Below are 24089 nucleotides of genomic sequence, written 5' to 3'. Positions count from 1 at the left end.
GGAACCGCTAAAGTTCTATCTTCAATGAGCCGATATTAAGATGTGTAGATTGGACGCGCCAGATTACGGCTTTCTGGCTGCAGGTCATTGATTGAGAGTTACTGTCTCAGGTAGAAACAGTCGTTCCGGATGAAGCAGGATTGTTGCGGGAAGTTCCAGTTAATTAGGAGGCGATGACTATTCGTCTGATGCCAGCGCGTAATAGCCCTGGCGTACCTGAACCTTCAGGTTGTCTCCCTGATCGTTTTTACAATTCACGCCAATGTGGCGAAATTTGCCGTCCAGTACGGAATTTGTCGGGGTGTACGACGCTACATACTGGGTGCGTAATTCATCCTCAATCTGTTGAAAGGCCGCTTCCAGCTTGTTGCCATTGTTGCCGACATCGATCATGCGGCCACCCGTTTCATCCGCCATTTTCTTTAGAGCAAAATTACCGGAGTAGCCCAATCCAAAGTTTCCGTACTGAAAACGGTCAGCGAGCAAGATGCCGTAAATAATAACGTTGGCCTTCTGGGCTGCTTCAACCGCATCTGCCAGCTTGTGCTCGCTGCCTTGATCCTCCCCATCGGTCAGGATGATGATGGCTTTCCGTCCGGTTTCGCTGCTGAGTTTCTGATTGGAAACCTGGAAGACAGCGTCGTACAGCAGCGTTCCTTTTGGGGTGCCATGGACTGGAACCGGGCCCTGACCGATGCCCGGCACACCGGCTGCACCATTGCCTGCGCCGGTGTTGATCGTTGCTGAGTCCATAGCCTTTTCCAACTCATGAGCGCTGTTGGTAAAGTCTTGCAAAAGATCAACATCCACATCGAAACTGACCAGGAACGCCTCATCTTTACTTTTCAGGACTCGATGCAGGAATTGGCCGCCGAACTGTTGCTCCAGAGGAAGCACGCGCTGTTGGCTGCCCGAAGTGTCTAGCAGAATGCCAAGCGTCAAAGGTTGATCTTTGACCGCCTGGAAGGACTTCAGCGTTTGCGGGTTTTTATCTTCCTGCACTGCACAGTTGTTCATTCCCAGATGAGGAATGAGCATCCCGCTCTTGTCCTTGACGCTGAAATAGAGGTTAACCAGGTTTACGTTGACCTTCAGCGTGGTTATCGGCGCATCTTCGTCTGGTTTTGGGGGCGGCGCGTTGCTGATGGGCGAGGCGTCGGGCGACGGCGCGAGCTGGGCGTGTAGTGCCGGAACCGCGCATGCAAGTGCAGCCGCAACGAGGGCGAATTGGACGGTCTTCAGCATTTTCCCCGCTTGTATGGTAGACGATAAAAGCGGCCGCAAGGGAGCATTCGCATTTGAGATTGAGACCACAGGGGCTGTCTTACGTCTGATACTCTGAGCCATGCAGGATGGAATTGGTCCCACACGCCGCTTTTGCGGGAAACACTTCTGTCTGCGTTGGAATCTAAGAAGTTAGCGTCTTTGGGAAGAAGGAAGTTTCGTGAACCGTTGCCCCATTCGTATTTTCGGCGCGTTGGTTGCGTTGGCCGGGTTTAGCCAGATTTCATTGCCTATGTGTGCCCAATCTGCGACTCAGGCACCCAGCCAGTCGCAGTCCGCCGTGCCGGATGCTCCCGTTCCGCAGAATCCTGCTCCTTTGGCCGATCAGAAAAATCAAATAACGCCGGGCATAGGCTCTCAATCTTCTACGACAACACCGTCTGGTTCCTCAACCCCCGCATCTTCAGGCGCCAATCCGGATTTCACTCCTGCGCCACCACCTGCCACACCAAATGTCCAGGGGCCGCCACCACAGCTACCGCAAAGCGGAAAAGGAGTGGAAGAAGCAACGACGATCATCCGAAGCTACACAAATGCGGTTGAAGTTCCCGTCACCGTCACCGATCCTAAAGGAATCTGGGTAGCTGGCCTTAGCTATCGCGACTTTCGCATCTACGAAAACAACAAGCCGCAACATATCTCGTTCTTTACAGTAGATCCTTTCCCGCTTTCCATCGCTTTTGTCATCGACCAGAGCTTGACTTCGGATGTAATGGCCAAGGTGAATCAGTCTCTTGGAGCGATCCAGGCGGCTCTGACTCCGTATGATGAAGCCGCGGTATTTACCTACAACAAGATCACGAATCAAGCCACCGGGTTTACGGGGGGTCAAAGCCACCGTCTGGAAGCAGTTCTGGCACTGACGAAGGCAACGGGACGTGATGAACTGGTTCCTATTGCCGGCGGTCCGCTTGCAGGTTGTTCGATTACATCGAATGGCTCCTGCGTCACCCCTGTTCTACAGCCGGGTGGCGCTACCGGGGGCAGCTTTGAAATGAACCTTCCTAAGGAAGTTCATCCTTTGAACGATGCGATTCTCGAAGCAGCCAAGGCGCTTGCTAGCCGTCCGGTAGGGCGTCGCCGGGTTCTCTACGTAATCTCCGACGGAAAGGAATACGGCTCAAAGGCTTCGACGAAGGAAGTGATCCGCTACCTGCAGACCAACAAGATTGCTCTGTATGCAACAGTGGTTGGCGATTCGGCGCGCTGGGGTGAAGGCTACTTGAGCCGCTTCCACATCCCCCTCCAGATGGTAGACGACGTATTGCCCAAGTACACGACCGCCACGGGTGGCAGTCTCGATCTCGAGAAGAATGCCAATGGAATCGAGAAGAGCTATCAGCATCTGGCGGAACAAGCGAGAGCCCAGTACACATTGGTCTACTACTCAGATGAACCTGCCATCGACGACAAGTACCGCAAGATCGAGGTGCGGGTCGATCGGCCTAGTAAGGAAATCGAAGTTACGGCAAAACCTGGATACTATCCTTCAGCCCAGGATGTGCATTGACATAGTGCGGCAGTACGGAAAGCGAAAAGGCCCATCCGGTGGATGGGCCTTTTCTTGGCTTGCGGAATCAGAGATGTCCTGAGGATTGCGGTCGCAGCTTTGGGGCTGTTATACCGATGTGCGGTTAAGCAGGACTTATTTCTGCTCCACCGGAGTAGCCGAAGGCTGCTGTGGAGCGGCATTTTGCTGCTGAACGGGAGGCGCCGGAGCAGGATCAGATCCACCTTTGATGCCATCTTTAAACCCTTTTAAGCCTTCGCCGAGGCCTTTCCCCAACTCGGGCAGACGCTTCGCGCCGAAAAGCAGAAATACGACGACCCCAAGCACCAGCAGGTGGGTCGGCTGAAATAGATCACCCATAACAACTTCCTCCGCGGACTTCGCTCCGCTGCTCATCCGGCGTGGGGCCAGATCAGCTTTACACAAGGTATTGTCGCACAGTCCATTGCATAGTGTTTGTATCGAGCTCTCTTTCCGATCCGGCTTTGCTCGATATGGCCCTGGCAGGACGTGAGATTGCGCAATCCTCTCGAAATCAGTATGGTCAGTTAACCCGCGCAGGCTGGCCCAATCGCTCGGTGACCATATGAAAAAAAGCGCCTATGCTCTCCGAATCCCCCATGGTTAGCCGACGATAGACCTTTATGAGAGGGAACAGCCGTGATCCGCGAATCTCAACTGCGGGTACGGCCGCGGCCCCGCCTGGGTATTGAGTCATCTCCCACGCGCCGTTATAGCGCCTGCGCAGCACTTCTCCGAGGTAACCGCCCCAGAGCTTAACCTCGTACTCGTAATCGAGATCATCTTTTTCCGCCAACTCTGACAACACGGCTTCAAAAGCCACCATCGATTCCGACGTAAAGTCGAGATGTTGCCGAAACTGATCGCGAGCAATGTTCGCGGCGGCAGCGGCATAGGCCTCCATCATTGCATTCAAATCGGAGAAGTTGGCTTCTTCCAGCCGCTTACGAGCCTTATTGGAATCGTTTAACACGAAACAAGCTTAGCCCTTTAGGCCAAAGTTTCTCAATCTTTCCATCTCAGATTGCATTAGAGTGTTGTTCGGATTGAAACTAAGTGAGAGGTTCTGGAGGATCCCCATGCATAAGACCTTTCCCCTGCGGCTGTTGGCCCAAGCCGCTGCGCTTGCTGTTATGTTGTTTTGCAGTCTCCCATCAAGAGCAGGGGACCAGCCGATCTATCCGGATCCCTCCACGGCCAACGCCGATGTTGCCCATGCCATCCGACAGGCTTCAATGACACACAAGCGGGTCATTCTGGACTTTGGTGGCAATTGGTGCGGAGACTGCAAGGTGCTGGATATTTACTTCCATGATCCGGCGAACCTGGCGCTTCTCGATCAGAATTTTATTTTGGTTCACATTAACGTAGGAAATTTCGATCGGAATGCCGCATTGGCTCAACGCTACCAGATTCCATTGGAGAAGGGCGTGCCCGCGCTTGCGGTTCTCGACAACCGGGGGAGACTACTCTATAGCCAGCGTACAGGCGAGTTTGAATCTATGCGTCGTTTGGATCCGGGCTCTGTGACGAGCTTTCTGCTGCAATGGAAGCCGGAAAAGCGTTGATTGTTTCAAGATTCCGAGGTGGCCCTTGTCATCTTCAGATCAGAATGTGGAGACGCCTCTCAAAAACGTCACTCTTGGCTAAATGACGATCACAGAGTTGCTGCAGTTAGAGTAGCGCCCCTGAAGCATAGACCGGCCTGGTGTAGGAGCTGAAATCATCAAATGAAGATTTAGTCCTGCGAGCTTCGCGAGTGCCTCGATAGCCTGGCGCTCATGGTGTAGCGAAGGTTGGTAAGGGATCTCGCCCTCTACAATAAATGTGCCTCCTGTTTTTGAGTTGATACTTAGATATTCCGTTTGTTGCGGCCCCAATCCGTGACCTTCGAAACCGGCAACGTTTTTATACGATAGCCTTTGCAGGCTGGCAACCGTTTGTCCGGTTGGACGATCCGATCCGTAATACATTCCTTCTGAGACCTGGCGCAGAAGGTGCGTAGACCACAGCGAGATTTGTCCTGTCAATTTGAATGCGGCATGCCAATCCCCACTCAGCTTTCGTCCTGCCTTGACCTTATGATTGGTATCCGGAATGGACGTGACAGGGAAGGGCATTTGCAAACCAGCCTGTGTCAGGTGAAGCAGATAACTGTGGGGATCAAGTAGTGAAAAACGCTGAGATTCCGGCCAGTTATCACTCTCGATGCCATCTAAATCGGTGTCCGAGAAAAAAATTCCCGGCAGAAAAATTGCACCGACGGGATGTCCATTGCACGGTGAGTAAACTTCCAGGCTTGCGATCTTGCCGTCCTGGACCTCAGGTACGAAAAGGAGAGGGCCGCAAAAGACAACATCGATGTTGAAAAGAGTTGATGAAGTATCGGATGGAGTTTTCGGCGAGTTCTTGGCTTTCCTAGTGGTAGGCATCGGTCTTTTCATTCAGACTCGGAAACTGCCCGCTCGTAACAAAGTAGGCGGCCCAGAAATAAGGATTGTTATAGGGGGAATGGCTGGATACTACTCTTCTTGCGTATTGTAATGCAACTGGAACACTGTTGCCTTGGGCAAGGCTTGCGTAGAAAACATCCATAAATGGGACGGCTGCGTCTGAGTCAATCTGCCAGCGGGTTGCCACAACGTCATTGACGCCTGCTGATGACAGACTTTCGACGATGTCCTGGAATGGGTGAACCCAGCCAGTATCTTGAGTTCCCGTGGCGCACGCAGAAAGAACAGCGAGACGGCATAATCGGGGAGGATGTTCCCGGAAAAATTCGCCATCGATGAAGGATGTCTGATCGTCGCTCGCGGGGGACGCCAGCAATAATTCAGTTCCGTCGGGCCTTTGCACGGCATGTCCTGCAAAATGAATGATCGACGCAGAACCTATGCGAGCAGTTACCCTCGCTCTCGTTGCTTTTGCGCCGATTAGCGGAGTAGGCGCTTGCAGGAATCGATCGACGGATTCAGCCTCTTGTACGACCTCAGGCAGTGGAGCTTCGTCGCCGGCGGGCACAGATGCACCTATCACAAGCGCCTGATGGCCCTCGCTTAGAAAAGATGTAGGCCTTTGAATGGGGTATTCTCTTTGATCAGGCTCTTTCATAGCGAGAATGGATCGTACTTCCTCAATGGGTACAACGATGCCGAGCGGTCCGGATGAAACGGGAATCGCAGGCCACGGAAGATTATGAAGCAGTGGATCAGATTCTATTAGCATGCCTGAATTTGGATTATTTAAGGGTAGGGAATCAGGAAGTAAGTTACGGCGCAGTCCCAACCCAAGAACGGAGACAGTTTGTGTTGAGGAGTTGGGGGAAGTCACAACGTGCTCAAAAGATTGTGCCGATGCCAGAACATCTTCACGCTGCGCCTGTGTTTCCTGCCAGGTAACGCCATTCTTGTCTGCCCGATAGATCAGAACTCGATCCATGAGGACGATTTGTCCGACGAGCACGTTGCTCCCAAGTTCTCGCAACGCAGCTTTCAGCTTTGGAAGATCGCACGTTAAAGAACGTGGTCCGCAGGAGGCAATCGGGAGATTGCGCGAGCGCATTCGAAATCGCTCCCATAATGCGAGCACTTCGTCGGCAGGTCTTCCCTCTGCAAGCCAGGTAGCTGCCAGCTCCGCGTAAAGATCGTGATCCTCTTCGGCAAACTCCGACCGAAAGGCAAGGCTTTCGCCGTTTACACTTCTGCCTTCGCTACGTAAAATTTCTGTTTCAAGATAGCGAGCGGCCTCTTTGAAGTCTCCTTGTTCGAGCTTCAATTGTCCACCTGTTGTTGCCAGCCCGTGTAATACCCATCGCTCGTCGATCTTGGCATTTGTCATGCTAAAAGCTGCGTGCTGCAGATAAGCTTGGGCATCGGCAAGATCCCGACGTTCGAGCAATGGTTCGGCGAGTCCAATTTCTCCTTCGACCAAAGACCATGGGGCGGCGAGTTGGGCATTCGATGACGCCACTTCTGCGTAGGCAAGCCTCGATTGGTGCTTTGCTTCAACTATTTGACCGGTACGTATATAAAGCCGAGCCAGTTGTAAGCGCAACCAGGGGATATCGCGTCTCGGTCCGTCTATTTCTGTCCAGTGGAAATACTCCAACGCATAGAGTGTCTTTGCGTGAACTCCCGCAGCATCTTCGTCGAGGTAAAGAGTATTGCCAAGCGCATTTGTTAGCCGAAAGATCGGAGAATCCCTTGATTCCAATAGCCGGGCCTGTCTCACCATAATTTTTATAGCGGACTCATCATCCCCAGCGTCGATAGCAGCATCCACATTTCGCAATTCGATTCGTAAGGCCAGATAGAGATAATGACTGGACTCGGCGAGTTGAAGTGCCGAGGCAGTGAGACGCTGATTAATAAAGCGCATTTTAGGAGTGTCATTGCAAACGATCTCTGTTGAGATTCTGACCACATGAATCCAGGGATAGCGACTATCCTGCTTCCAGAGAGACTCTTTGCTGTTCCCAAAATCCCGGCACTGACTGAAGCTCACGGTATCTTGAAACGCCGCCATCTCTTCGAGAGAGGCCCGCAGTTCTCCTACACTGAGCGATTGGCGAAAAGCAGTGTCGCCACGGTCCTTTGTCATAAGGTTATGAAATAGAAGTGCAGCCTGGGCGGAGGAATTCTTGGCCGGGCTTGTTTTGAGTAGATTCTGTCGCAGCGCAATCGCAAAAAGTCGCAACGCTTTTGAATAGGTGGTTTGTACCTGGGCGGGGAGTTGATTGGGATCAGGTGCGATGAGATCGGTGAGCCAGGGGTCCTGATGCCGAGTTTCTAAAGAATGACCTAGTGCTTTCAATAATCTACGTGCAGCTTTACAACGGTCATCGCATGGCGACGCCCGCGCTGCCTGCGCGCCCGTCTTTACTGTCACAGTCGAGCCAGCCTCTATTGGATAGGCGTCCAAAAGTAGCTTGTCCAAATCGTATGTTGCCAGTTCTTCATCGAGAGAAGCTAATTTAGATGTATCCGCCGTTAGTGCATCCATTGATGCCGGTGTTCCAAGCATCTGATCGATCCGGCTTTGATGAGTCTTCAGGCGATTCAGAGTTTGTTCTAACGCCTCAAGTCGCCGCCTGCCCTCGGCAGCCCATTGCATATCATGTTCCACGGTCAAGTAGCGGTTCCAGACCTCTACTGCATTGATAACCTGACCACGATCCTCCATCACAATGCCTTCATTGAAAAGCACGACAGGATCGGTGGGAGCCATCTCGTCAGCGCGACGAATGTAATCGAGAGCAGCCGAACGGTCTAGTTCGCTTCCTGTCGCTAGCCCGCGTTCGAAATAGGCCGAGGCCGCATCTGTCAACAATTCAGGAGTAACCGGTCCTGAGGCGATCAGACGGTTCAGCATATCGACCGCAGCATCGTATTTCTGATGGAGAACATCTGCCCTGGCTTGTAGCTCAAGCAGATGAAAATCTTGTGGCGCTTTTTCCAGATCTCTGGCCAAATGCGCCCGAGCATCCAAAAGCGCGGGTGACTCTCGATCCATATCAACGCCACGCGTATGTTCTGAAGGAGTGTATCGAGCCCACTTTGCTTCCGGTATACGCAGTTCAAGTATTCGATCTTCCGAATACGCAGCGGCTAACTGGCGATCGGGTGCGTGGAGTGAATTCCGCCATAAGATAAGCAAGACTGCGCACACGATAAGAGCTGCAATCGCTCCCAGGCTCGTAAACCAGCCCATGGAGACTTCCAAAAAAGGGAATGTTCTCTTGCGCTTCGTGCCGGCTAGCTTGTGCGCCAGTTCGTCCTGCCAGCGCTCCTGCATTGCAGGCATTTCAGCCAGGGCTACCGTCTCTTCCGTGTTGGGGGTACCGTCCATGGAGTCGAGATACAACTGAAGAACTTGACTGCAGTTGTCGCATATGGCTGCATGGGCAAGTAACAAGTTGGCAGCTTTGCCTGGTATAGAACCCATGACAAGCTTCATATACGTTTCAGCAGTTGGACAATCGCCGCAAGATGTTCTCGAGATCTTTGGCGCACCCGAAGATTCCCCACCTAGTGGGAGGTAGCCCGGAAAATCTTCCGCAGGCCGAGATAGCTTAGAGGAAGCTTCTCTGTTTGCCTGTAATCCGTTGTTTTCTGGCTCATCCATCATGGGCGCTTAATACTATCTATCGCAACAACTGGAGGAAATCCTTCCTGTCTCCGAATTGTTTGCAAATTGGTTTCCACGGATGCTTTAGACGGGACCATGTCACCGTCCGCCGATGTCAATCTGCGCAGAAATCGAGTCATACGCAACAGCGCACTTTCGACTCCCTTGGCGCCTAGCCCAATATCGGGAATTCGGGAAATCGCTTCTGCGGTGAAACCCTGGCGGTAATACAGCCAGAATAAAGTGCGGTCGCGTTCTGTGATTTCATCGGGAAATTGTTTCAACAACTTGTCCAATTGTCCCATTAAGGCTGGCCATTCGACAGCCGATACCGCATTGCCATCGGTAAGTTCCTGACCTCGATTATTCTCGTCCAAAGAGGCCGTAAGGCTACGGCCTCCACGCTTTTCCGCACGCAGTCTGCGAAAGTAATCTGTGCCAACCGAGGCTGTGATCATTCTCAGCAGTTTCAAAAAAGAATCGTTGCCACGATCTTCAAATTCCCGGAGAATTCGTCGATTGTCTTCACATAGCTTTAAAAAGACTTCTTGTACGATCTCACTGGTCGTGCTGGGGGAAGAATCACCCCAGTGGGCACCGATTCTTCGTGCCGCCAAAGAGACAATAGGAGAAACCGACCGTACGAATCTTACCCACTCTGATTCATCTATCGAGTAGGCACAAATTCGGGCGAGCCGGGTTGCCTCTGACGAATTCACTGCAGTTTCCATAAGTGTAACGCAATCATCGTGAAATCAAGCCTATGCTTTACGTGCTAAACGGTTCCACTACCCATTTTCAGTGAAACTCATGCGACAACATTTTCGGTAATCGCTAAAAGCCCTGACAAAGGTAAGGAGAGGCCCTAATGTCTATAGCTTATGTGCATGGATTACTTCGCCATATCGGAGGAAGTGCTGTGTTCAAAAAATTAAGCAAACCGGCGGCGAAGGGAAAAGTCTAAGGCAACGGACATCGATCGAGAAGGGCAATTTTGAGACTCTTTGCCGGTTCCTCTATACATTTGGCATGTTTCATAGGCGCCTGCAGGCTCAGGCTTGTCTGCACCTGCTCGGAGGCATAGGAGAGCTGGTGATCCGGGCAACTTCTAGAGGTTTCGCCTAAAGCACGATGCTGCATGATTCATGATTTAACCATATTCTGGGAGGATCTCTCACCCGGTCTGTTCATTAAGGGGAACTATGAAGGGCCAATCGCCAGGCGCTTGGTCTATATCGAATGCGAGGCAACGATATGTTCACGCCGATTGCGATTGGATATGCAAGAACGCCGTATAAGGAAAGCTCTCAGATTCCAAAAGGACTCGGGGCACGGCATGACGCGGAGGGCATTCTCGACATCCACCCCGAATTTGCGCCCGGCCTTTTGGACATCGAAGGCTTCTCTCATCTTTTTGTGTTGTGGTGTTTTCATCGTTCCGCAGGGTTTGATCTTATCGGTAGGCCTCCGATTGAAACGAAGCAACATGGGGTCTTCGCAACACGGTCACCTCGCCGTCCCAACCCCATCGGTCTTACGGTCGTCGAGTTGTTTCGTCACGATGGAGGAGCGCTTCATGTTCGTGGCGTTGATATGCTCGATGGCACTCCAATTCTCGATCTGAAGCCGTATATGTCATCTATTCCCATGGAATCGCTTCGGCGCGGGTGGCTGACGGAGGCTGAGTTGCGCAGGGATGGTACAGTATCAACTCCCTGAGCAATTCGCGTGGAAAACGACATCTCCTGAACAGGAGATTCGCTTGCTTGGGATATTCGATCAGGCTTCTCTATGGTAGGCGCTACGACCTCCCGTCATATACTCGTTTGGGTCTAGCGGTTGCAGGGTGCACATTCTCAGCGCTCATGAGAATCTTTGGTGTAAACAGTTGCGTGATAGCGTAATTGATTCGGCAAACCCTTAAAAACAGGTAGAGTAAGTTCTTTTCTTACGTGCGACGACACCCTTCGTGATGCGAGGAAACGCTTACATTCTGATGACTCTCGATTCTCGCCTACGCTCCCACTACAGGCATCTTGACAAATGATCTCAGAACCGCTTTTAATGCCTAGCGGCACACTTCAGGCACTTCACAGGCACCTCTGCTTAAACGTTTGACCGAGCAATGGGAACGTGCGGCGGATTTGTATGTAAATAACCGGAAGGGCTGGTAAGGCAAATTCCTGGGGTCAAGAAATGCCCCAGGTGTGCGGATGTCGGAGAAGACTTGTTCCCGTGGTTAAACGACTGGATTGGACACATAAATTAACGCTTGACAAGGGAGACGCGGTTCGCCTTCAATGCTTGCGCGAGGCGGAGAACCCTTTTTTGCGCGCCGAAGTAAATCGCTTCACTGAAGAGTTCTCGATGTCCCAGCAAATGGCTGTCGCCAATCGGATCGATCTTCGATATGCGGCAGAAAGGAGATCTAGGGGTTAAACGCTACAAAGCCTTATCGACCAGGTCCTGGAAAAGGATCAGCTCAAGACCGGTACACAGAATTCAGAAATTTTCATACGGCTTCATTCCCAAATACGGTCGAAGCAAAAAACAAGAAGTAAGGCAACAGCGTAGAACCAACTTGAAAAGGAAGGTCACATGAGACTCGCGAAATATAGATTCCTCATAGTGCCTCTACTCTTCGTGTTCGTGTGCATCGGAGCAAAAGCACAGCAAAACTCGGAGATTATTGGCACAGTAACGGATCAGACCGGCGCGGTTGTACCAGGTGCAAGTTTGCAACTGACACAAACCGAAACCGGATTCGTGTACAAAGCGGTGAGCAACGATACCGGCGGATACACATTCGCCGGCCTGAACGTCGGCACCTACAACCTCAAGGTGAATGCGAAGGGTTTTGAGGCGTACACCGCCACCGGACTGACGCTCAACGTATCGCAAACCCTGAGCGCCAATGTGAAGTTGACGGTCGGTGCGGAAACTGTCGAAGTTGCGGTTACAGCAGACGCGCTGCAAGTGCAGGCAGAGACCAACGAAGTCAGCACTCTGATCAGTGGTCAGCAGGTCACGGAAATCGCAACAGAGAATCGAAATTTTACGGCATTAGCGGCGCTCGGTCTGGGCGTCAGTTCCAATCTACCGGATAACAATCCACCTTCGGCCTCAGCATCAAGCGCAAGCATCAGCGTGGACGGCCTGCGTCAGAGTCACAATATCTGGCTGCTTGACGGCGCAGAAGCCGATGATCGAGGCGGTGCAGGCGGCATGAGTGTCATGCCATCCATGGACGCCATCGCGCAGTTCCAGGTGCTGGCCAGCAACTATCCACCGGACTATGGTATCGCCTCAGGCGCGACGATGAGTCTTGCTCTCAAGAGCGGCACGCAAAAGTTCCACGGCGAAGCCTGGGAGTTCCTCCGCAACGACGATCTGGACGCAAACGACTACTTCAATAAGTACAACCGGTCTGGTCCCTCTGCTTATTCCCGGGTACCAGAACTCCGGCAGAATATCTTCGGCTTCAATGCGGGCGGTCCGGTATTCATCCCGCACGTATACAACACATCAAAGCAGAAGACATTCTTCTTCTACAACCAGGAGTGGCGCAGGCTTATCCAGGGAAGCTCTCCTAACACACAACCTACAATTCCAGACAATGATCGCCCGGTCGCGGGACAAGATCTTGTCTATACCCCGCCAGCATACGCTCCCAATCAGGTGCTTTATGTGCCGAGCGTAACCCAGGTGCCTGATCCGGCATTCGCAGCAAAGCTTGCAGCAGCAGGCCTTTCGGGATATCGCGGACAGCCGTTCCCAGCTACCGCTACGTCAAATAATCAGCAGGTCATCCCTGCCTCTCTCTTTGACAACAACGGACTGCTTTTCTTGAGTCCCAAAGGGACGAATCCGTGTACTTCTTCGGGTGCGTTTCCGGGGCTGATTCCATGCACCAGCACTTCCGCCGACAACGCAGTGACCTCGCTGACCACGCCGACCACGGTGACCGAGGAAATTGTCCGTGTCGATCACAAGATCAACGACAAGTGGCAGATCCTGGGCCACTACCTGCATGACGCGCAGGCAACGGGTAGTCCTTACGCTGACTTGCAGTGGAACTACGAATCGTACAACTCCATCAGCAGCGTCGAGAGCAATCCCTCCAACAGTGCGGCTATCAAGCTCAGCGGCGAGATATCGCCCACCCTGCTGCTGGAAGCATCGATGAACTACGACGGCAACGTCATTAACATCACCAATAACAACAACGCGCTGTCTTCCAATTCCCCTGGCTGGACCACGGCAAACTTCTTTACCAATTCTGGCTCCAATCAGTATCCGGGCATCAGCGGATTGAACGGAAATGGCATTGGAGTTGGCGAAGAAACTGGCTATGGTGCCTGGCACAATGCGGCACAGGATTACGATCCCCGCGTGGACATTTCCTATACCAGGGGCCGGCACGCCATGAAGTTTGGCTTCGGCTACAACCGCTATACCAAGAACCAGCAACTGCAGGCGGATGCAGCCGGAGATTACGGCTTCAACCAAGGCCAGACTGGCAATGGCACCAAGACCACAGGCGATCCATTTATGAGTATGCTGATGGGTCTTTCGACGGGCTTCTCCCAGCCGCAGTCCATGTCGACTCGCCACTACGTTAACCAGACGACGTCAGCATACGTAAATGACAACTGGAAGGTGTCTCCTCGTCTCAACCTGCAGTTGGGACTCCGCTACGACGCACTGCCGCACGCGTGGGAGCGCAACAACGAACTCGCCAACTTTGATCCCAGCACGTACATCAACGTTCCTCCCACTTGGACCTCGACGAACGCCATCGACCCAAGCAGTCCCGGAGTCATCACGCCGACAGGATTTACCAACCAGTACTACATGAACGGCATGGTAATTCCAGGGCAGAATGGCGTGCCTCATGGCTTGGTGACCAACGACTATAACACCTTGCAGCCGCGCGTAGGGTTCTCCTACGATCTGACCGGAGCGGGCAAAACCGTACTTCGCGGCGGCTTTGGCACCTTCTATGAGCGCATTCAGGGCAATGACATTTACGGTGTTTCAAACAGCAACCTGCCGTTCGAATATACGCCCAGTGTCAACAACGTCTACTACAGCAACCCATACTGCTCCTGGTCTTCGCTAAATGACACATCGGTTGCGGGGAACTGCCTGAGCAACACCAACCTGCCCATTCTTCCCGCCAGCCTCACCACGCTGGCTACGACATATAAGGCTCCGGGCGTTGCTCAGTATAGCCTTGGCGTACAGCATGAGTTGAAGCCTTCGCTGATCTGGGTGATTCAATATGTAGGCAACATTGCCTGGCATCAGAACATCGATCGTCCGATCAACACCTTCCCTCTCACCACTTCCAACCTCCTCCGGGAAGAATATGCAGGCTATAACCCCGGTACCGGCGCACTGAGCCTGTCCAATAACGGTCTTGCCAATGCGCTTCGTACCTACCAGGGCTATGGCGGGATTACCCAGGAAGAAAACACAACCAACGGAACCTACAACGGTTTCCAGACAAGCCTTCGTCTTCAAAATAAGTGGGGTCTCAGCGGCGAGCTCGACTATACGTACTCGCACACGATCGATCTGACCGACGGAGATCTGGCCACCATCAGCAACCCCTGGTACCTGAAATATGACAAAGCGGGCAGCGGTTATGACCGTCGTCATATTCTCAACGCCAACTACGTCTACGCGCTTCCCGTCTTCAACAAGAGCACCGGATTGCTCCACTCGACTCTTGGCGGATGGCAGATTGCAGGTACATTCGTCGACGAGACGGGTGAGCCAGTTGCGTCCGGATTTGGCGGCGTGCCAGATCCTATTGGTTTGGGTGGCGGATACACCAACAGAGCCAATATTGTGGGTAAGATTCAATATCACCACAAGGTAAACAACTGGTTCAGTACTCCCGGCACGGATGGCGGCGCCGATCCACAGGCTGCTCCGCTGGCGGGGTATTTGGGCGGCCCGAACCTGGGCTTCGGCGACGGTAAGCGAGATAGCTTTATCGGGCCCGGCCGCGTCAACTTCACGACCTCGCTCTACAAGAACTTCGCTGTGACCGAACGTGCTCACTTCGAGTTCCGCGCGGAGTCGTACAACACCTTCAACCACACCGAATTTAACGCTATCGGCGCTACGACCGGCGGCGGCAACTACGGTCAAGCCACTGGCGACTGGGCGCCCCGCGTGCTCCAGCTCGGCGGCAAATTCGTGTTCTAACCTAACCGCAACTCTTGGGCGCTGCAGGAGACTCCTGCAGCGCCTTTGTTTTTGAATACAGCATGACTACGCGATTTGTGAGCTGTTTCGGGATTCAAGTATTCTGGGGATGGAGTCTGCCGGAGGCGGTTGTGAAGCCTATTGCAATGATCTATATGGCGGCCTTGCTGCTGGGCGCCAGTTATTGCCAGGCGCAACAGACTGCAAGGCCCAGCGAGACAGAGTCGATAGGAATCAGCTCCGAGGCCGCCGAAGCAGCGCAAAAGGCCATGGTGCTGGAACGGCAAGCCAAGTACACAGAAGCGGAATCTGCGTGGGAGAACGTCGTCAAGCTTCAGCCACGCGATGCAGATGCATACGCCCATCTTGGCCTGCTGGAAGCCCGACGGGAGCATTATCCCGAGGCTATTTCTCATTATGAGAAAGCGCAGAGGTTGGCGCGCGAGCAAAACACGGCAATTCCAGGATTGAATCTCGATCTGGGCTTGGCTCTCTTCAAGTCTGGGGATTTTCAGGCCGCGGGCAAGCTGTTCGAGGCAGAGTTGAAACAGCATCCAGACTCGGGCGATGCACTTAGGCTTTCGACTCTCACCGCAATGTCCTATTACGGTGCGCATGAATATGGAGCGGCCATTCCTTTTCTGAAAGAGGCATCAATGGCGAACCAGCGCAATCTGCCAATTCTGCTGACTTTGGGACATTGCTATCTGTGGACTAAGCAGTGGGACGAAGCGTTGAAAACCTATCAGCAGATTCTTGCAGTCAATCCTGACTCGGCTGAGGCAGACATGATTGCCGGGGAAGCGCTGGATGAGAAAGGCGATAAGCCAGCGGCAGTACAGCAGTTTCGCGCGGCTGTGCAAGCAAACCCGAAAGAGCCGAACGTGCACTTTGGCTTGGCCTACCTGCTATGGACACAACGACAGTATGACGAGGCGATTCTAGAGTTCAAGAAGGAGCTCGAGAACGATCCACAGAATTCTCAGGCCATGATTTATCTGGGCGATACCTATACCCGGCAAGGCAATTTTGCGGATGCCAGGACAATACTCGAAGCGGCTGAGAAATATCAATCCAAATTTCCCCTAGTGCATTTGGATCTGGGCATCGCGGACATGGAGATTGGAGAGAATGATGCAGCTATCCGCGAGCTCAAGAAGGCCATTGGGCTGGAACCTGATAACGTGACAGCGCACTTCAGGCTGGCGACGCTTTATCGCAAGTTAGGCAAGCGTGATGAGGCGAAAGTAGAGTTTGCCAAAGCGAGCGCTTTGAATAAAAAGACCGACGACAGCCTTTACAAACGCATCCAGGATGCAAATGCCAGACCTGATCTGGATAGCAAGACGCCAGCCCCTCCGCGGCCAACGCCTGAGAATTAGCCAAACCATCCTTGAGATGGATTCGATGGGTCGTTCCTGGCTAGGCTTTTTCTGCATAAAGAGGATGACGCCGCAAGTACCAGCATGGAGACAGCCCATCCTGCGGAAACAGAGATGCGGAACAGGGAACGGGGCCTGAGCCTTCGTAAAAGTATTCAGTTTTGTATGTACCTTTTAGATGTGCGGTCATATACCGGGTGACATTGACCTGGCCTTGTGGATGGCCCCGCAAGAGGAACTGCGCATAATCGACGACGTAGACTAGAGCCATCAGGGCAAACACTCCTAGCAGGACTCTTCCAGCCCAAATCATGATCAATCTTGCTGGAGAAAGCTTTTCACTCATTGCTCTTAGCCATTGGAGAAAGTGTAGGAGGTTTAAGTGCTCTCGGCGGTTCCAAGATAACGATGGCCCGGTTCTGGATCTTTTAGAGCAGTACCGGTTTGCTTACGAAGACGCGCTTCTTGAATGTAATACAGAATACGTGACGCAGCTTCGGCATGGCAGAGACCTTCTGAGCGGATATTCGAAATGCAATTGCGATCCGCATCAGCGATCTGCGCTGGCGTGTGCTCAGACGAGGCAGGGATCTCTTCTTCTTTTCCAGGATGCAGCCAGGTGATGTAAACGCCGAGCGAATCTGGCGAGCTTAGCCCCGGACGTTCACCGATCAGCACAATCACCAGTTCTGCTGATAGAGCGCGGGCAACTTCATCGCCAATGGCCACGCGCCCTTGTTGCACAACGCATAGAGGGGCCACACGCAGCGAGGGTAGTGTGCGATACAGAAGTGGGAAGAGCTCCGTCAATAACGCAGCGCTGTTACGTTCTACAGCAAGCGCTGAGAGGCCATCGGCGATAACGATCGAGAGACCAAATGGTTTATCCGCTCGATGTATTTCTACAAGCCGTTGCAGGCTGCTTATATCAAGTTTTCTGCCCATATCCGGGCGTTGCAGGTACGTTTGCCGATCTGGCGCCGTTGAATGGAGCAGCAGAATCGCAGGCTCTGGCAAAGACTGCACTGTTAGAATCGATTGCAATGCCTGCATCAGGCCTGGGACTTGCAACTCCGCGTGAACGGCGTCACGCGCTCGCGCATGTGCAAATTGAAATGCTAGGCACTCCTGTGTCGCGATACTAACTCCAGTTTTGTGCAGACCTATACGCGCAGGTGTGAAGGAGCGAAACGCGCTCGAAAGAGCCGGAGCGTCTTCCGCTGCTTTCTGTTTTTCCAACGAAGCAAATTCGGTTTTTGAAGAGTTGTCCACGAATTTTGTCATGCGGGCAAGAGCCTATCGAGTAATTCTCCGGTGAGCAGTGCGGGTGACGATGCGTCCAAACTCAATCGAGAGAAATGATTACTGGCAAGCCAAACTTCAAACTCAGGAGCCGGCCGTAGACCGAGAATCCGACGAAGATAATTCGCGTCGTGAAAGCTGGTGCTCTGATAGTTGAGCATTACATCGTCTGCGCCAGGAACACCCATGATGTAGTTGACCCCTGCAGTGCCGAGCAGTGTCAGCAGCGAGTCCATATCATCCTGATCAGCTTCCGCATGGTTGGTGTAGCAGATGTCGCATCCCATCGGCAGACCGAGCAGCTTGCCGCAGAAGTGATCTTCCAGGCCTGCACGCGAAATCTGCTTGCCGTCGTACAGGTATTCAGGTCCGATGAAGCCTACCACCGTATTTACAAGCAGTGGAGAGAAGTGACGAGCAACGGCGTAAGCGCGAGCCTCCAGCGTTTGCTGATCTACTGGTAGCCCATCGACACCGAGGTGCGCGTTGGCAGATAGTGCCGAGCCCTGGCCGGTCTCGAAATACATAACGTTGGTTCCGACTGAACCATCGAAGCAGACGCCACCGCGCTTCAATGATTGCGCCGCTTCCTGGCCTTCTTTCAAGAGAGAAAGACTTATGCCAAAGCTTCGATTTGCAGCCTCAGTTCCGGCGACGGATTGAAAGAGAAGGTCCAGCGGCGCGCCCTGTTCAATGGCTGCGATCTGAGTTGTGATATGTGCCAGGACACAGCTTTGCGTCGGAACTTCAAAACGATTGCGAAAGGATTCGATCATTGCCAGCAACCGCTTTACAGCCGTTGGCGAATCGCTGACCGGATTAATTCCAATGACCGCATCCCCTGAGCCGAGTAGGAGGCCGTCAAAGATAGCGGCTGCGATTCCCGCTGCATCGTCTGTGGGGTGGTTCGGTTGTAGGCGGGTTGATAAGCGGCCACGAAGGCCGATGCTCGTCCTGAATTGTGTTACTACGCGAATCTTCGCAGCGGCCAGAATCAGATCCTGCACTCGCATCAGCTTGCTTACGGCTGCCGCTATTTCCGGGGTGACACCCGGAGCAATTGCGGAGAGTAATTCGCCAGTTGCCTCGTCTGATAACAGCCAGTCGCGAAACTCTCCAACTGTGAGCGAAGAGACTGGCGCAAACGCGGCCGCATCATGAGTGTCGAAAATGAGCCTAGATACTTCATCGGTCTCATAGGAGATCAGCGGGGTTTCTAAAAAATGCTGCAATGGTATGTTGGCAAGCACATACTGCGCCGCAACGCGTTCTTCTGCCGATCGCGCGGCAATTTCTGCCAAAGCGTCGCCGCTCCGGAAAGGAGTTGCCTTTGCCATTACATCGCGGAGGTTAGAGAACCCGTATCGAATGCCGCCCAGTATATGGCTGTATTCCATGGAGATAGCTTAGGACATTCGCGAGACATTGATGCGGATTTTGCGGCGGCCTCGATAAAATTCGTTTGCGGGCTTCTTCCAGGTCATATCAGGACATCTTTGAATATGCCGCGATCCTGGCTTATCGCCGAATGCGTCGTCATCTATTTTGCCCTGCCGCTCGCCTACCGATTTTCGCCCTGGCGAATTCCGGCGCTGCCGGTGCTCTGGGCTGTGACCGCGTACGCCATTTGGCAACTTTCGCGTGACCCAGGATTTAACCGAGCTCGCCTCTGGAATGCTTCGACGCTTGCATCCAATCTGCCTGCCATCTGCCTACTCTTTGTGCTGACAGCAGCGGGCATGTGGCTCCTTGTTCATATATGGTTTTCTCAGCTTGAGTGGAGGTTTGTGCGCCAGCATCCATTGTTCTGGGGAATCGTAATGATTCTCTATCCGGTTCTGGATGTTTATCCGCAGAGTATTTTGTATCGTGCTTTCTTTCTGCAACGATACGTGGACTTGGCGCCGAACGGGATCGCCGGTAGATGGGCAATGATTCTTGCAAGCGCAACCGCATTCTCATTCCTGCACATCATCTTCCGCAATTGGATCGCCGTGGTGCTTACTTTCTTTGGCGGAATTCTCTTTGCCTGGCGATATGTGGAAACCGGTTCGTTGCTGACGTCGAGCGTGGAACACGCTTTGTATGGATGCTGGTTGTTTACGGTCGGGCTGGGCGAGTATTTCTACCACGGCGTCTGGCCGCGACCGAAGCGAGCATCAATCCTAACGGATCATCGGAAACGGTCAGAGCGATCAGGCTCGACGACTGGGCTACGATTCCCTCATGGTTCTGTTCGAAGCCTCTTGTTTTGCTGAACTCCCGTTTGCGTAGAATTGCGGGGTTTTGTGCATGTGGACGCGCGCGTCAGCTACTAAGTAGCTGGCAACTGCGGTTGCATGCGCGGACCGTGGCAGATCTTTGCCTGACAATGAAGTGAAATGTTCTCGTCAGCTTTTTACCTTGCGCACGGCCGTGGTCAGTGCCGGGACGACTTCAAACAGGTCGCCGACGATACCGTAGTCGGCTACTTCGAAGATCGGTGCATTTTCGTCCTTATTGATAGCTACGACGCACTGCGAACCTTTCATGCCGACGAGATGCTGGATTGCTCCGGAGATTCCTATCGCCAGATAGAGCTTGGGAGCTACGGTCTGTCCCGAACTGCCAACCTGCCGCTCCATGGGGAGCCAGCCTGCATCGCAGATGGGGCGTGAGGCGGCAAGTTCCGCGCTGAGTGCTGTGGCCAGCTCCTGTACCAGCGGAAGATTGGCTTCTTCCTTGATCCCGCGGCCTACTGAGACCAGAATTGGAGCAGAGGTGAGATCAACTGTTTGCGCGGAAGCACGGAATGGTTCGCCGGGCTTGGTGCGGATTTGCGTTGCGTCGAGTTTTGGTAGAAAGGGCTCTACTGCTGTCGAGCCTGCCTCCGCGGCGTCCGCGCGAAATGCCCCAGCCTGAATCGAGAGAAAGCATACTTCACTGCCGGAGTGATGGTACGAGGCATTCAGTTTGCCCTGCAGCAATTGCCGCGTAAAGGCTGGGCCAGCCTCGATGCCGGTAACGTCGCTGATCAGCGTCTGCTGAAAGCGCGTTGCAAGCCGGGGCGCGAAGTCGCGCACCTGGTAGGTGTGCGGAAACACGACGTAAGTGGGCTTTGCGTGCTCGATGAGCTGAGCACAAGCGGTCGTATAACCATCTGCGGTGTAGTCGTGCAGCAAAGGATCATCGATCGCATATACGGTTCGTGGTACCTTGCCATGGATCGTCTGCAAGAGGGGATTGTCGCGGTTTGCAACGACAGCCAGGTCGACGGGAACTCCGAGGCTGGCGGCGAGCTGGTGGCCTGCAGCCATGGCTTCCCAGGAAATGCGGCTGATTTCACGATTCTTGATTTCCAGAAATACCAATACGCTGCTCATATCACGCGCACCTCAAATTGAAGCTTTTCTACGAGTGCGGCTGCGGCCTCTGCGGGCGAGCCGCCCAGCAGCTGGGTGCTGCGCTGTTTATGCGGCAGCTTTACCTGATCCAGAACGACAGAAGGGGCAGTTGGCTTGAGCGATGGGTCTGAAGCTACAAGATCGGCAACGGCAATGACTCGCACTTCCTTGGTTTTGGCCTTCTTGATACCCATGAGTGTTGCATAACGGAGCTTGGTGTTTCCGGATTGAATGGTCAAAACTGCCGGTGTTGCGAGTTCAATGTGCTGGAACCAACCATCTTCAAGCTCACGCAGAACCTTGAGACCGTTGCCGGCAACCTCAATCTTGAGAATGAGGCTGGCATGCGGAAGGCCGAGCAGTTCGGCGAGGATGACGCCAGTCTGGCCCAACCCAAGATCGTCAGATTGAAGCCCCGTCAGGACCAGATCGGCTTTTTCGTCTTGAATTGAAGCGGCAAGCAGCCGGGCAACGCCTAACGCATCGTAGGCAGCGAGCTCGGTTTCATCGCTGCTCTGAAGGTGAATTGCGCGGTCGGCGCCTTTGGCAAGCGCTTCACGAATGGTTTTACCAGCGCGTTCCGGTCCTGCACTCACGACGATCACTTCGCCACCGTGGGCTTCTTTGAGCTGGAGTGCTTCTTCCAACGCGTAGGCGTCGGACTCATTCATGGAGAACTCGACATCTTCGAGATCGATCCATTTGTTTCCAGAGTCGATGCGAATGCGGGCATCACGCTCCGGAACCTGCTTGATCGCAACAATGATTTTCATAGCTTCTCTGATATCTTTCCGGATCTCGGGTTTCCATCGGACGAGATCAATTTTCAGACGCAGCAACCTGGGCGGGTTGAGCCGCTTTGATCTGGTTTGCCGCAATCTGTGCGATGTCTAAAAGCCGCGGCGAGTTATCTCCACTAGCCGCAAGCGCGTCCCGAAACATGGTGTTGCAGAACGGACACGCAGCCCCAATTGTAGTTGCTCCGGTAGCTACGAGTTGCTGAGCGCGGTTGTGGCTGACACGTTCGCCCTGTTCCTCTCCCAGAAAAGCCAGGCCGCCGCCCGCGCCGCAGCAGAAGCTGCGCTCTCGCGAGCGCTCGGCTTCGACTAGCGAACCTGCGAGCGAGGCAATACTGCGCGGCTCGTCGTAGACGTTGCGATAGCGGCCTAGATAGCAGGGATCGTGGAAGACCACTTTTTCGTTCGAGTTGGATTGGGGCAGCTCGGCGCGATGCCGGGCAAGAAATTCGCTGTGATGCTCTACTTCCGGAGGCAGGCCGAACTCTTTCCAATCTTCTTGAATGGTGCGGACGCAGTGGGGGCAGATGGAGACGATCTTCTTCACCTTCTGCTGTTGAAGGGCTTCAAGGTTGGCTTCGGCGAGCTGCTGGAATACTAGATCGTTACCCAGCCGGCGCGCCGGATCGCCCGTGCATTTCTCTTTGCGCAGGACGCCAAAGGTAGCGCCAAGATGCCGCATGACTTCAACGAAGCTGCTGATAATTTCGCGCCCGCGCGGATCGTAACCGCCCATGCAGCCGAGCCACAGGCAATACTCCTGTGAGCCGTCGAAGATGGGCAGTTCCTGCTTCTGAACGAATTTATCGCGTTCGAGCGCGCTCATGCCGAGTGCGTTGGAGTTTCTCTCCAGAGCGTTGAAGAGCTTGCCGCCGTAATCGTCTTCCCACGCGCCTGTATTTGTCGCTCCGCGGCGAAGGCCTACGATGATGGGCAGATGTTCAATACCGACAGGGCACTGGAATTCGCACGCTCCGCAGGTGGTGCATTCGAACACGGCTTCCTGAGAATTGTATTTCCCGAGCAGCGGTTCTTCTGACGCTGGACCAAGGTCATTTAGGTAGCTGCGCAATCCGAGGACGACTTCTTTGGGGTTGAGAATCTTGCCAGTATTGTTCGCCGGGCAGTGCTCAGTGCAGCGGCCACACTCAACGCAGGAGTAGGCCTGCAGCGTGACGAGCTGTGTGAGGTCCTTCCCGGCAACGAGGCCGAAGTCTTCATCGCCTTCGAGAGGCGGAATCGCACTGAAGCTGCCGCGCGAAAAGAAAATCGTGAACGGGCTGAGGACGAGGTGCAGGTGTTTTGTGTGCGGTACCAGCGGCAGAAAGACCAGGAGACAAAGAGTGTGTGCCCACCAGAGGCCATGCGCCCAGGGTCCACTGCCGACATACAGTGAAGCAAGATAGGTTGCCATTAGCGCAAAGATTAGTCCGGCAATGACGCCGGACTCGTAGGAGAGTTCATGGTCTGGGCGCGCCAGCCATGTGGGCCGCGCGAAAAAGCGCCGGACGAACAGGCCGGCAATCGAGATGGCACAGGCTACCGCAAATAGTCCTGCGAGTCCAAAGTAGACGTCGGAAAAAGCAATGGAGACCCAGCCGCTCCTATTCCTGGAGCCAAGCAGATCAAGTCCGAATCCTGTGGCAACGTGATTTGTGGTAACAAGGGCAAAGGCGAGAAATGCCCAGAAGACAAATGCGTGCGCAAGGCCGGGCAGCGGGCGCTGGCGGATGACCTTGGACTGGCATATCACCTCGGAGAAGAAATCCCATGCCCGTTTGCCGAGATGAGTCAGGCGGAATGAGGGATCGCGGCGGGACTTGAGGATTTTGTCCAGAACTACGCCGAAGCGCAGCCAGAACAGTACCACCGACAGCATGATAAGCACCGCCAAGAGTACTTTTTCGATGATGGAGAAAGTGCCAGGATCAGCAGGCACGATGGGGCTGACCAGGAATGCTCCATATGACGGAAGTGAGAGAAATGTGGACACGTACATAGGCTAATGCAGAAACCTTGCGCCTATCTTTTTAACGGATTGGACGCTCGTTTGGCACCTGGTCCA

At 53.6% G+C, this 24089-nt stretch carries 18 protein-coding genes; 6 read left to right on the top strand and 12 right to left on the bottom strand.

Translation table 11 applies throughout. The features are described 5' to 3' along the window. Nucleotides 1-177 precede the first annotated feature (177 nt). On the bottom strand, nucleotides 178-1245 hold the full coding sequence (locus OHL22_RS04855; RefSeq protein WP_263333827.1) for a VWA domain-containing protein: 1068 nt from the start codon (nucleotides 1243-1245) through the stop codon (nucleotides 178-180). Between the two features lie 199 nt (nucleotides 1246-1444). On the opposite strand from OHL22_RS04855, the gene OHL22_RS04850 reads away from it, so the two are divergent. Next, complete coding sequence (locus OHL22_RS04850) at nucleotides 1445-2794, top strand: VWA domain-containing protein (RefSeq protein WP_263333824.1); 1350 nt, start codon at nucleotides 1445-1447, stop codon at nucleotides 2792-2794. Between the two features lie 135 nt (nucleotides 2795-2929). Here OHL22_RS04850 and tatA read toward each other — a convergent pair whose 3' ends face one another. Both tatA and OHL22_RS04840 read right to left on the bottom strand, forming a co-directional pair. After that, entirely contained in the window at nucleotides 2930-3154 is a 225-nt protein-coding gene (tatA, locus tag OHL22_RS04845; RefSeq protein WP_263333822.1) for a twin-arginine translocase TatA/TatE family subunit, read from the bottom strand. A 184-nt stretch (nucleotides 3155-3338) separates the two neighbouring features. Next, complete coding sequence (locus OHL22_RS04840; RefSeq protein WP_263333820.1) at nucleotides 3339-3788, bottom strand: hypothetical protein; 450 nt, start codon at nucleotides 3786-3788, stop codon at nucleotides 3339-3341. A 106-nt stretch (nucleotides 3789-3894) separates the two neighbouring features. Between OHL22_RS04840 and OHL22_RS04835 the strand changes: the two genes are divergently transcribed. Then, complete coding sequence (locus OHL22_RS04835) at nucleotides 3895-4383, top strand: thioredoxin family protein (RefSeq protein WP_263333818.1); 489 nt, start codon at nucleotides 3895-3897, stop codon at nucleotides 4381-4383. 78 nt (nucleotides 4384-4461) lie between these two features. On the opposite strand, the gene OHL22_RS04830 is transcribed toward OHL22_RS04835, so the two are convergent. The 3 genes from OHL22_RS04830 to OHL22_RS04820 form a co-directional block, all read right to left on the bottom strand. After that, nucleotides 4462-5247 carry a hypothetical protein gene (locus OHL22_RS04830; protein WP_263333815.1) on the bottom strand — a complete coding sequence of 262 codons (786 nt, stop codon included), beginning with the start codon at nucleotides 5245-5247 and terminating at the stop codon, nucleotides 4462-4464. Further along, entirely contained in the window at nucleotides 5234-8770 is a 3537-nt protein-coding gene (locus tag OHL22_RS04825; RefSeq protein WP_263333813.1) for a CHAT domain-containing protein, read from the bottom strand. The genes OHL22_RS04830 and OHL22_RS04825 overlap by 14 nt, the downstream gene beginning before the upstream one ends. Nucleotides 8771-8937: 167 nt before the next feature. Continuing rightward, the gene (locus OHL22_RS04820; RefSeq protein ID WP_263333811.1) at nucleotides 8938-9672 is read right to left on the bottom strand and encodes an RNA polymerase sigma factor; all 735 of its coding nucleotides are present in this window, start codon (nucleotides 9670-9672) and stop codon (nucleotides 8938-8940) included. Nucleotides 9673-10195: 523 nt separating this feature from the next. Here OHL22_RS04820 and tsaA point away from each other — a divergent pair. From tsaA to OHL22_RS04805, 3 genes are all read left to right on the top strand, one after another. Then, entirely contained in the window at nucleotides 10196-10660 is a 465-nt protein-coding gene (gene tsaA, locus OHL22_RS04815; protein ID WP_263333809.1) for a tRNA (N6-threonylcarbamoyladenosine(37)-N6)-methyltransferase TrmO, read from the top strand. A gap of 879 nt (nucleotides 10661-11539) precedes the next feature. Next, a complete protein-coding gene (locus tag OHL22_RS04810) occupies nucleotides 11540-15160 on the top strand; it encodes a TonB-dependent receptor (protein WP_263333806.1) in 3621 nt (1206 codons plus the stop codon). Nucleotides 15161-15291: 131 nt separating this feature from the next. Then, the gene (locus OHL22_RS04805; protein ID WP_263333803.1) at nucleotides 15292-16542 is read left to right on the top strand and encodes a tetratricopeptide repeat protein; all 1251 of its coding nucleotides are present in this window, start codon (nucleotides 15292-15294) and stop codon (nucleotides 16540-16542) included. A 40-nt stretch (nucleotides 16543-16582) separates the two neighbouring features. Here the strand turns inward: OHL22_RS04805 and OHL22_RS04800 are convergent, their stop codons facing one another. From OHL22_RS04800 to OHL22_RS04790, 3 genes are all read right to left on the bottom strand, one after another. Next, nucleotides 16583-16813 (bottom strand): hypothetical protein, encoded by a 231-nt coding sequence (locus OHL22_RS04800; protein WP_263333801.1) that lies wholly within the window; start codon nucleotides 16811-16813, stop codon nucleotides 16583-16585. Nucleotides 16814-16920: 107 nt separating this feature from the next. Then, the gene (gene eutC / locus OHL22_RS04795) at nucleotides 16921-17826 is read right to left on the bottom strand and encodes an ethanolamine ammonia-lyase subunit EutC (protein ID WP_263333799.1); all 906 of its coding nucleotides are present in this window, start codon (nucleotides 17824-17826) and stop codon (nucleotides 16921-16923) included. After that, nucleotides 17823-19241 (bottom strand): ethanolamine ammonia-lyase subunit EutB, encoded by a 1419-nt coding sequence (locus OHL22_RS04790; protein WP_263333797.1) that lies wholly within the window; start codon nucleotides 19239-19241, stop codon nucleotides 17823-17825. The genes eutC and OHL22_RS04790 overlap by 4 nt, the downstream gene beginning before the upstream one ends. A 105-nt stretch (nucleotides 19242-19346) precedes the next feature. On the opposite strand from OHL22_RS04790, the gene OHL22_RS04785 reads away from it, so the two are divergent. Next, nucleotides 19347-20102, top strand: a complete 756-nt coding sequence (locus OHL22_RS04785) for a CPBP family intramembrane glutamic endopeptidase (protein ID WP_263333794.1) — start codon at nucleotides 19347-19349, stop codon at nucleotides 20100-20102. A gap of 132 nt (nucleotides 20103-20234) precedes the next feature. Here the strand turns inward: OHL22_RS04785 and OHL22_RS04780 are convergent, their stop codons facing one another. Genes OHL22_RS04780 through OHL22_RS04770 form a run of 3 tightly spaced genes read right to left on the bottom strand, consistent with a single transcriptional unit; the run spans nucleotide 20235 to nucleotide 24023 of the window. After that, nucleotides 20235-21206 (bottom strand): electron transfer flavoprotein subunit alpha/FixB family protein, encoded by a 972-nt coding sequence (locus tag OHL22_RS04780; protein ID WP_263333792.1) that lies wholly within the window; start codon nucleotides 21204-21206, stop codon nucleotides 20235-20237. Then, the gene (locus OHL22_RS04775) at nucleotides 21203-22000 is read right to left on the bottom strand and encodes an electron transfer flavoprotein subunit beta/FixA family protein (protein WP_263333790.1); all 798 of its coding nucleotides are present in this window, start codon (nucleotides 21998-22000) and stop codon (nucleotides 21203-21205) included. Before OHL22_RS04775 ends, OHL22_RS04780 begins: the two co-directional genes overlap by 4 nt. Before the next feature lie 46 nt (nucleotides 22001-22046). Next, nucleotides 22047-24023, bottom strand: coding sequence for a (Fe-S)-binding protein (locus OHL22_RS04770; RefSeq protein ID WP_263333788.1), 1977 nt, complete (start codon nucleotides 24021-24023; stop codon nucleotides 22047-22049). Nucleotides 24024-24089: the final 66 nt, after the last annotated feature.

Origin of the sequence: Acidicapsa dinghuensis, from assembly GCF_025685685.1 — a bacterium.
Classification (GTDB): domain Bacteria; phylum Acidobacteriota; class Terriglobia; order Terriglobales; family Acidobacteriaceae; genus Acidicapsa; species Acidicapsa dinghuensis.
This window is presented reverse-complemented; position numbering and strand designations above follow the sequence as displayed.

What these genes read in the sequence shown, in the direction of transcription:
- OHL22_RS04775 (WP_263333790.1), bottom strand. Translation starts at nt 22,000, where the DNA reads ATGAAAATCATTGTTGCGATCAAGCAGGTTCCGGAGCGTGATGCCCGC.
- OHL22_RS04810 (WP_263333806.1), top strand. Translation starts at nt 11,540, where the DNA reads ATGAGACTCGCGAAATATAGATTCCTCATAGTGCCTCTACTCTTCGTG.
- OHL22_RS04835 (WP_263333818.1), top strand. Translation starts at nt 3,895, where the DNA reads ATGCATAAGACCTTTCCCCTGCGGCTGTTGGCCCAAGCCGCTGCGCTT.
- OHL22_RS04820 (WP_263333811.1), bottom strand. Translation starts at nt 9,672, where the DNA reads ATGGAAACTGCAGTGAATTCGTCAGAGGCAACCCGGCTCGCCCGAATT.
- OHL22_RS04790 (WP_263333797.1), bottom strand. Translation starts at nt 19,241, where the DNA reads ATGGAATACAGCCATATACTGGGCGGCATTCGATACGGGTTCTCTAAC.
- OHL22_RS04785 (WP_263333794.1), top strand. Translation starts at nt 19,347, where the DNA reads ATGCCGCGATCCTGGCTTATCGCCGAATGCGTCGTCATCTATTTTGCC.
- OHL22_RS04825 (WP_263333813.1), bottom strand. Translation starts at nt 8,770, where the DNA reads ATGAAGCTTGTCATGGGTTCTATACCAGGCAAAGCTGCCAACTTGTTA.
- eutC (WP_263333799.1), bottom strand. Translation starts at nt 17,826, where the DNA reads ATGACAAAATTCGTGGACAACTCTTCAAAAACCGAATTTGCTTCGTTG.
- OHL22_RS04780 (WP_263333792.1), bottom strand. Translation starts at nt 21,206, where the DNA reads ATGAGCAGCGTATTGGTATTTCTGGAAATCAAGAATCGTGAAATCAGC.
- OHL22_RS04800 (WP_263333801.1), bottom strand. Translation starts at nt 16,813, where the DNA reads ATGGCTCTAGTCTACGTCGTCGATTATGCGCAGTTCCTCTTGCGGGGC.
- tatA (WP_263333822.1), bottom strand. Translation starts at nt 3,154, where the DNA reads ATGGGTGATCTATTTCAGCCGACCCACCTGCTGGTGCTTGGGGTCGTC.
- OHL22_RS04830 (WP_263333815.1), bottom strand. Translation starts at nt 5,247, where the DNA reads ATGCCTACCACTAGGAAAGCCAAGAACTCGCCGAAAACTCCATCCGAT.
- OHL22_RS04770 (WP_263333788.1), bottom strand. Translation starts at nt 24,023, where the DNA reads ATGTACGTGTCCACATTTCTCTCACTTCCGTCATATGGAGCATTCCTG.
- tsaA (WP_263333809.1), top strand. Translation starts at nt 10,196, where the DNA reads ATGTTCACGCCGATTGCGATTGGATATGCAAGAACGCCGTATAAGGAA.
- OHL22_RS04855 (WP_263333827.1), bottom strand. Translation starts at nt 1,245, where the DNA reads ATGCTGAAGACCGTCCAATTCGCCCTCGTTGCGGCTGCACTTGCATGC.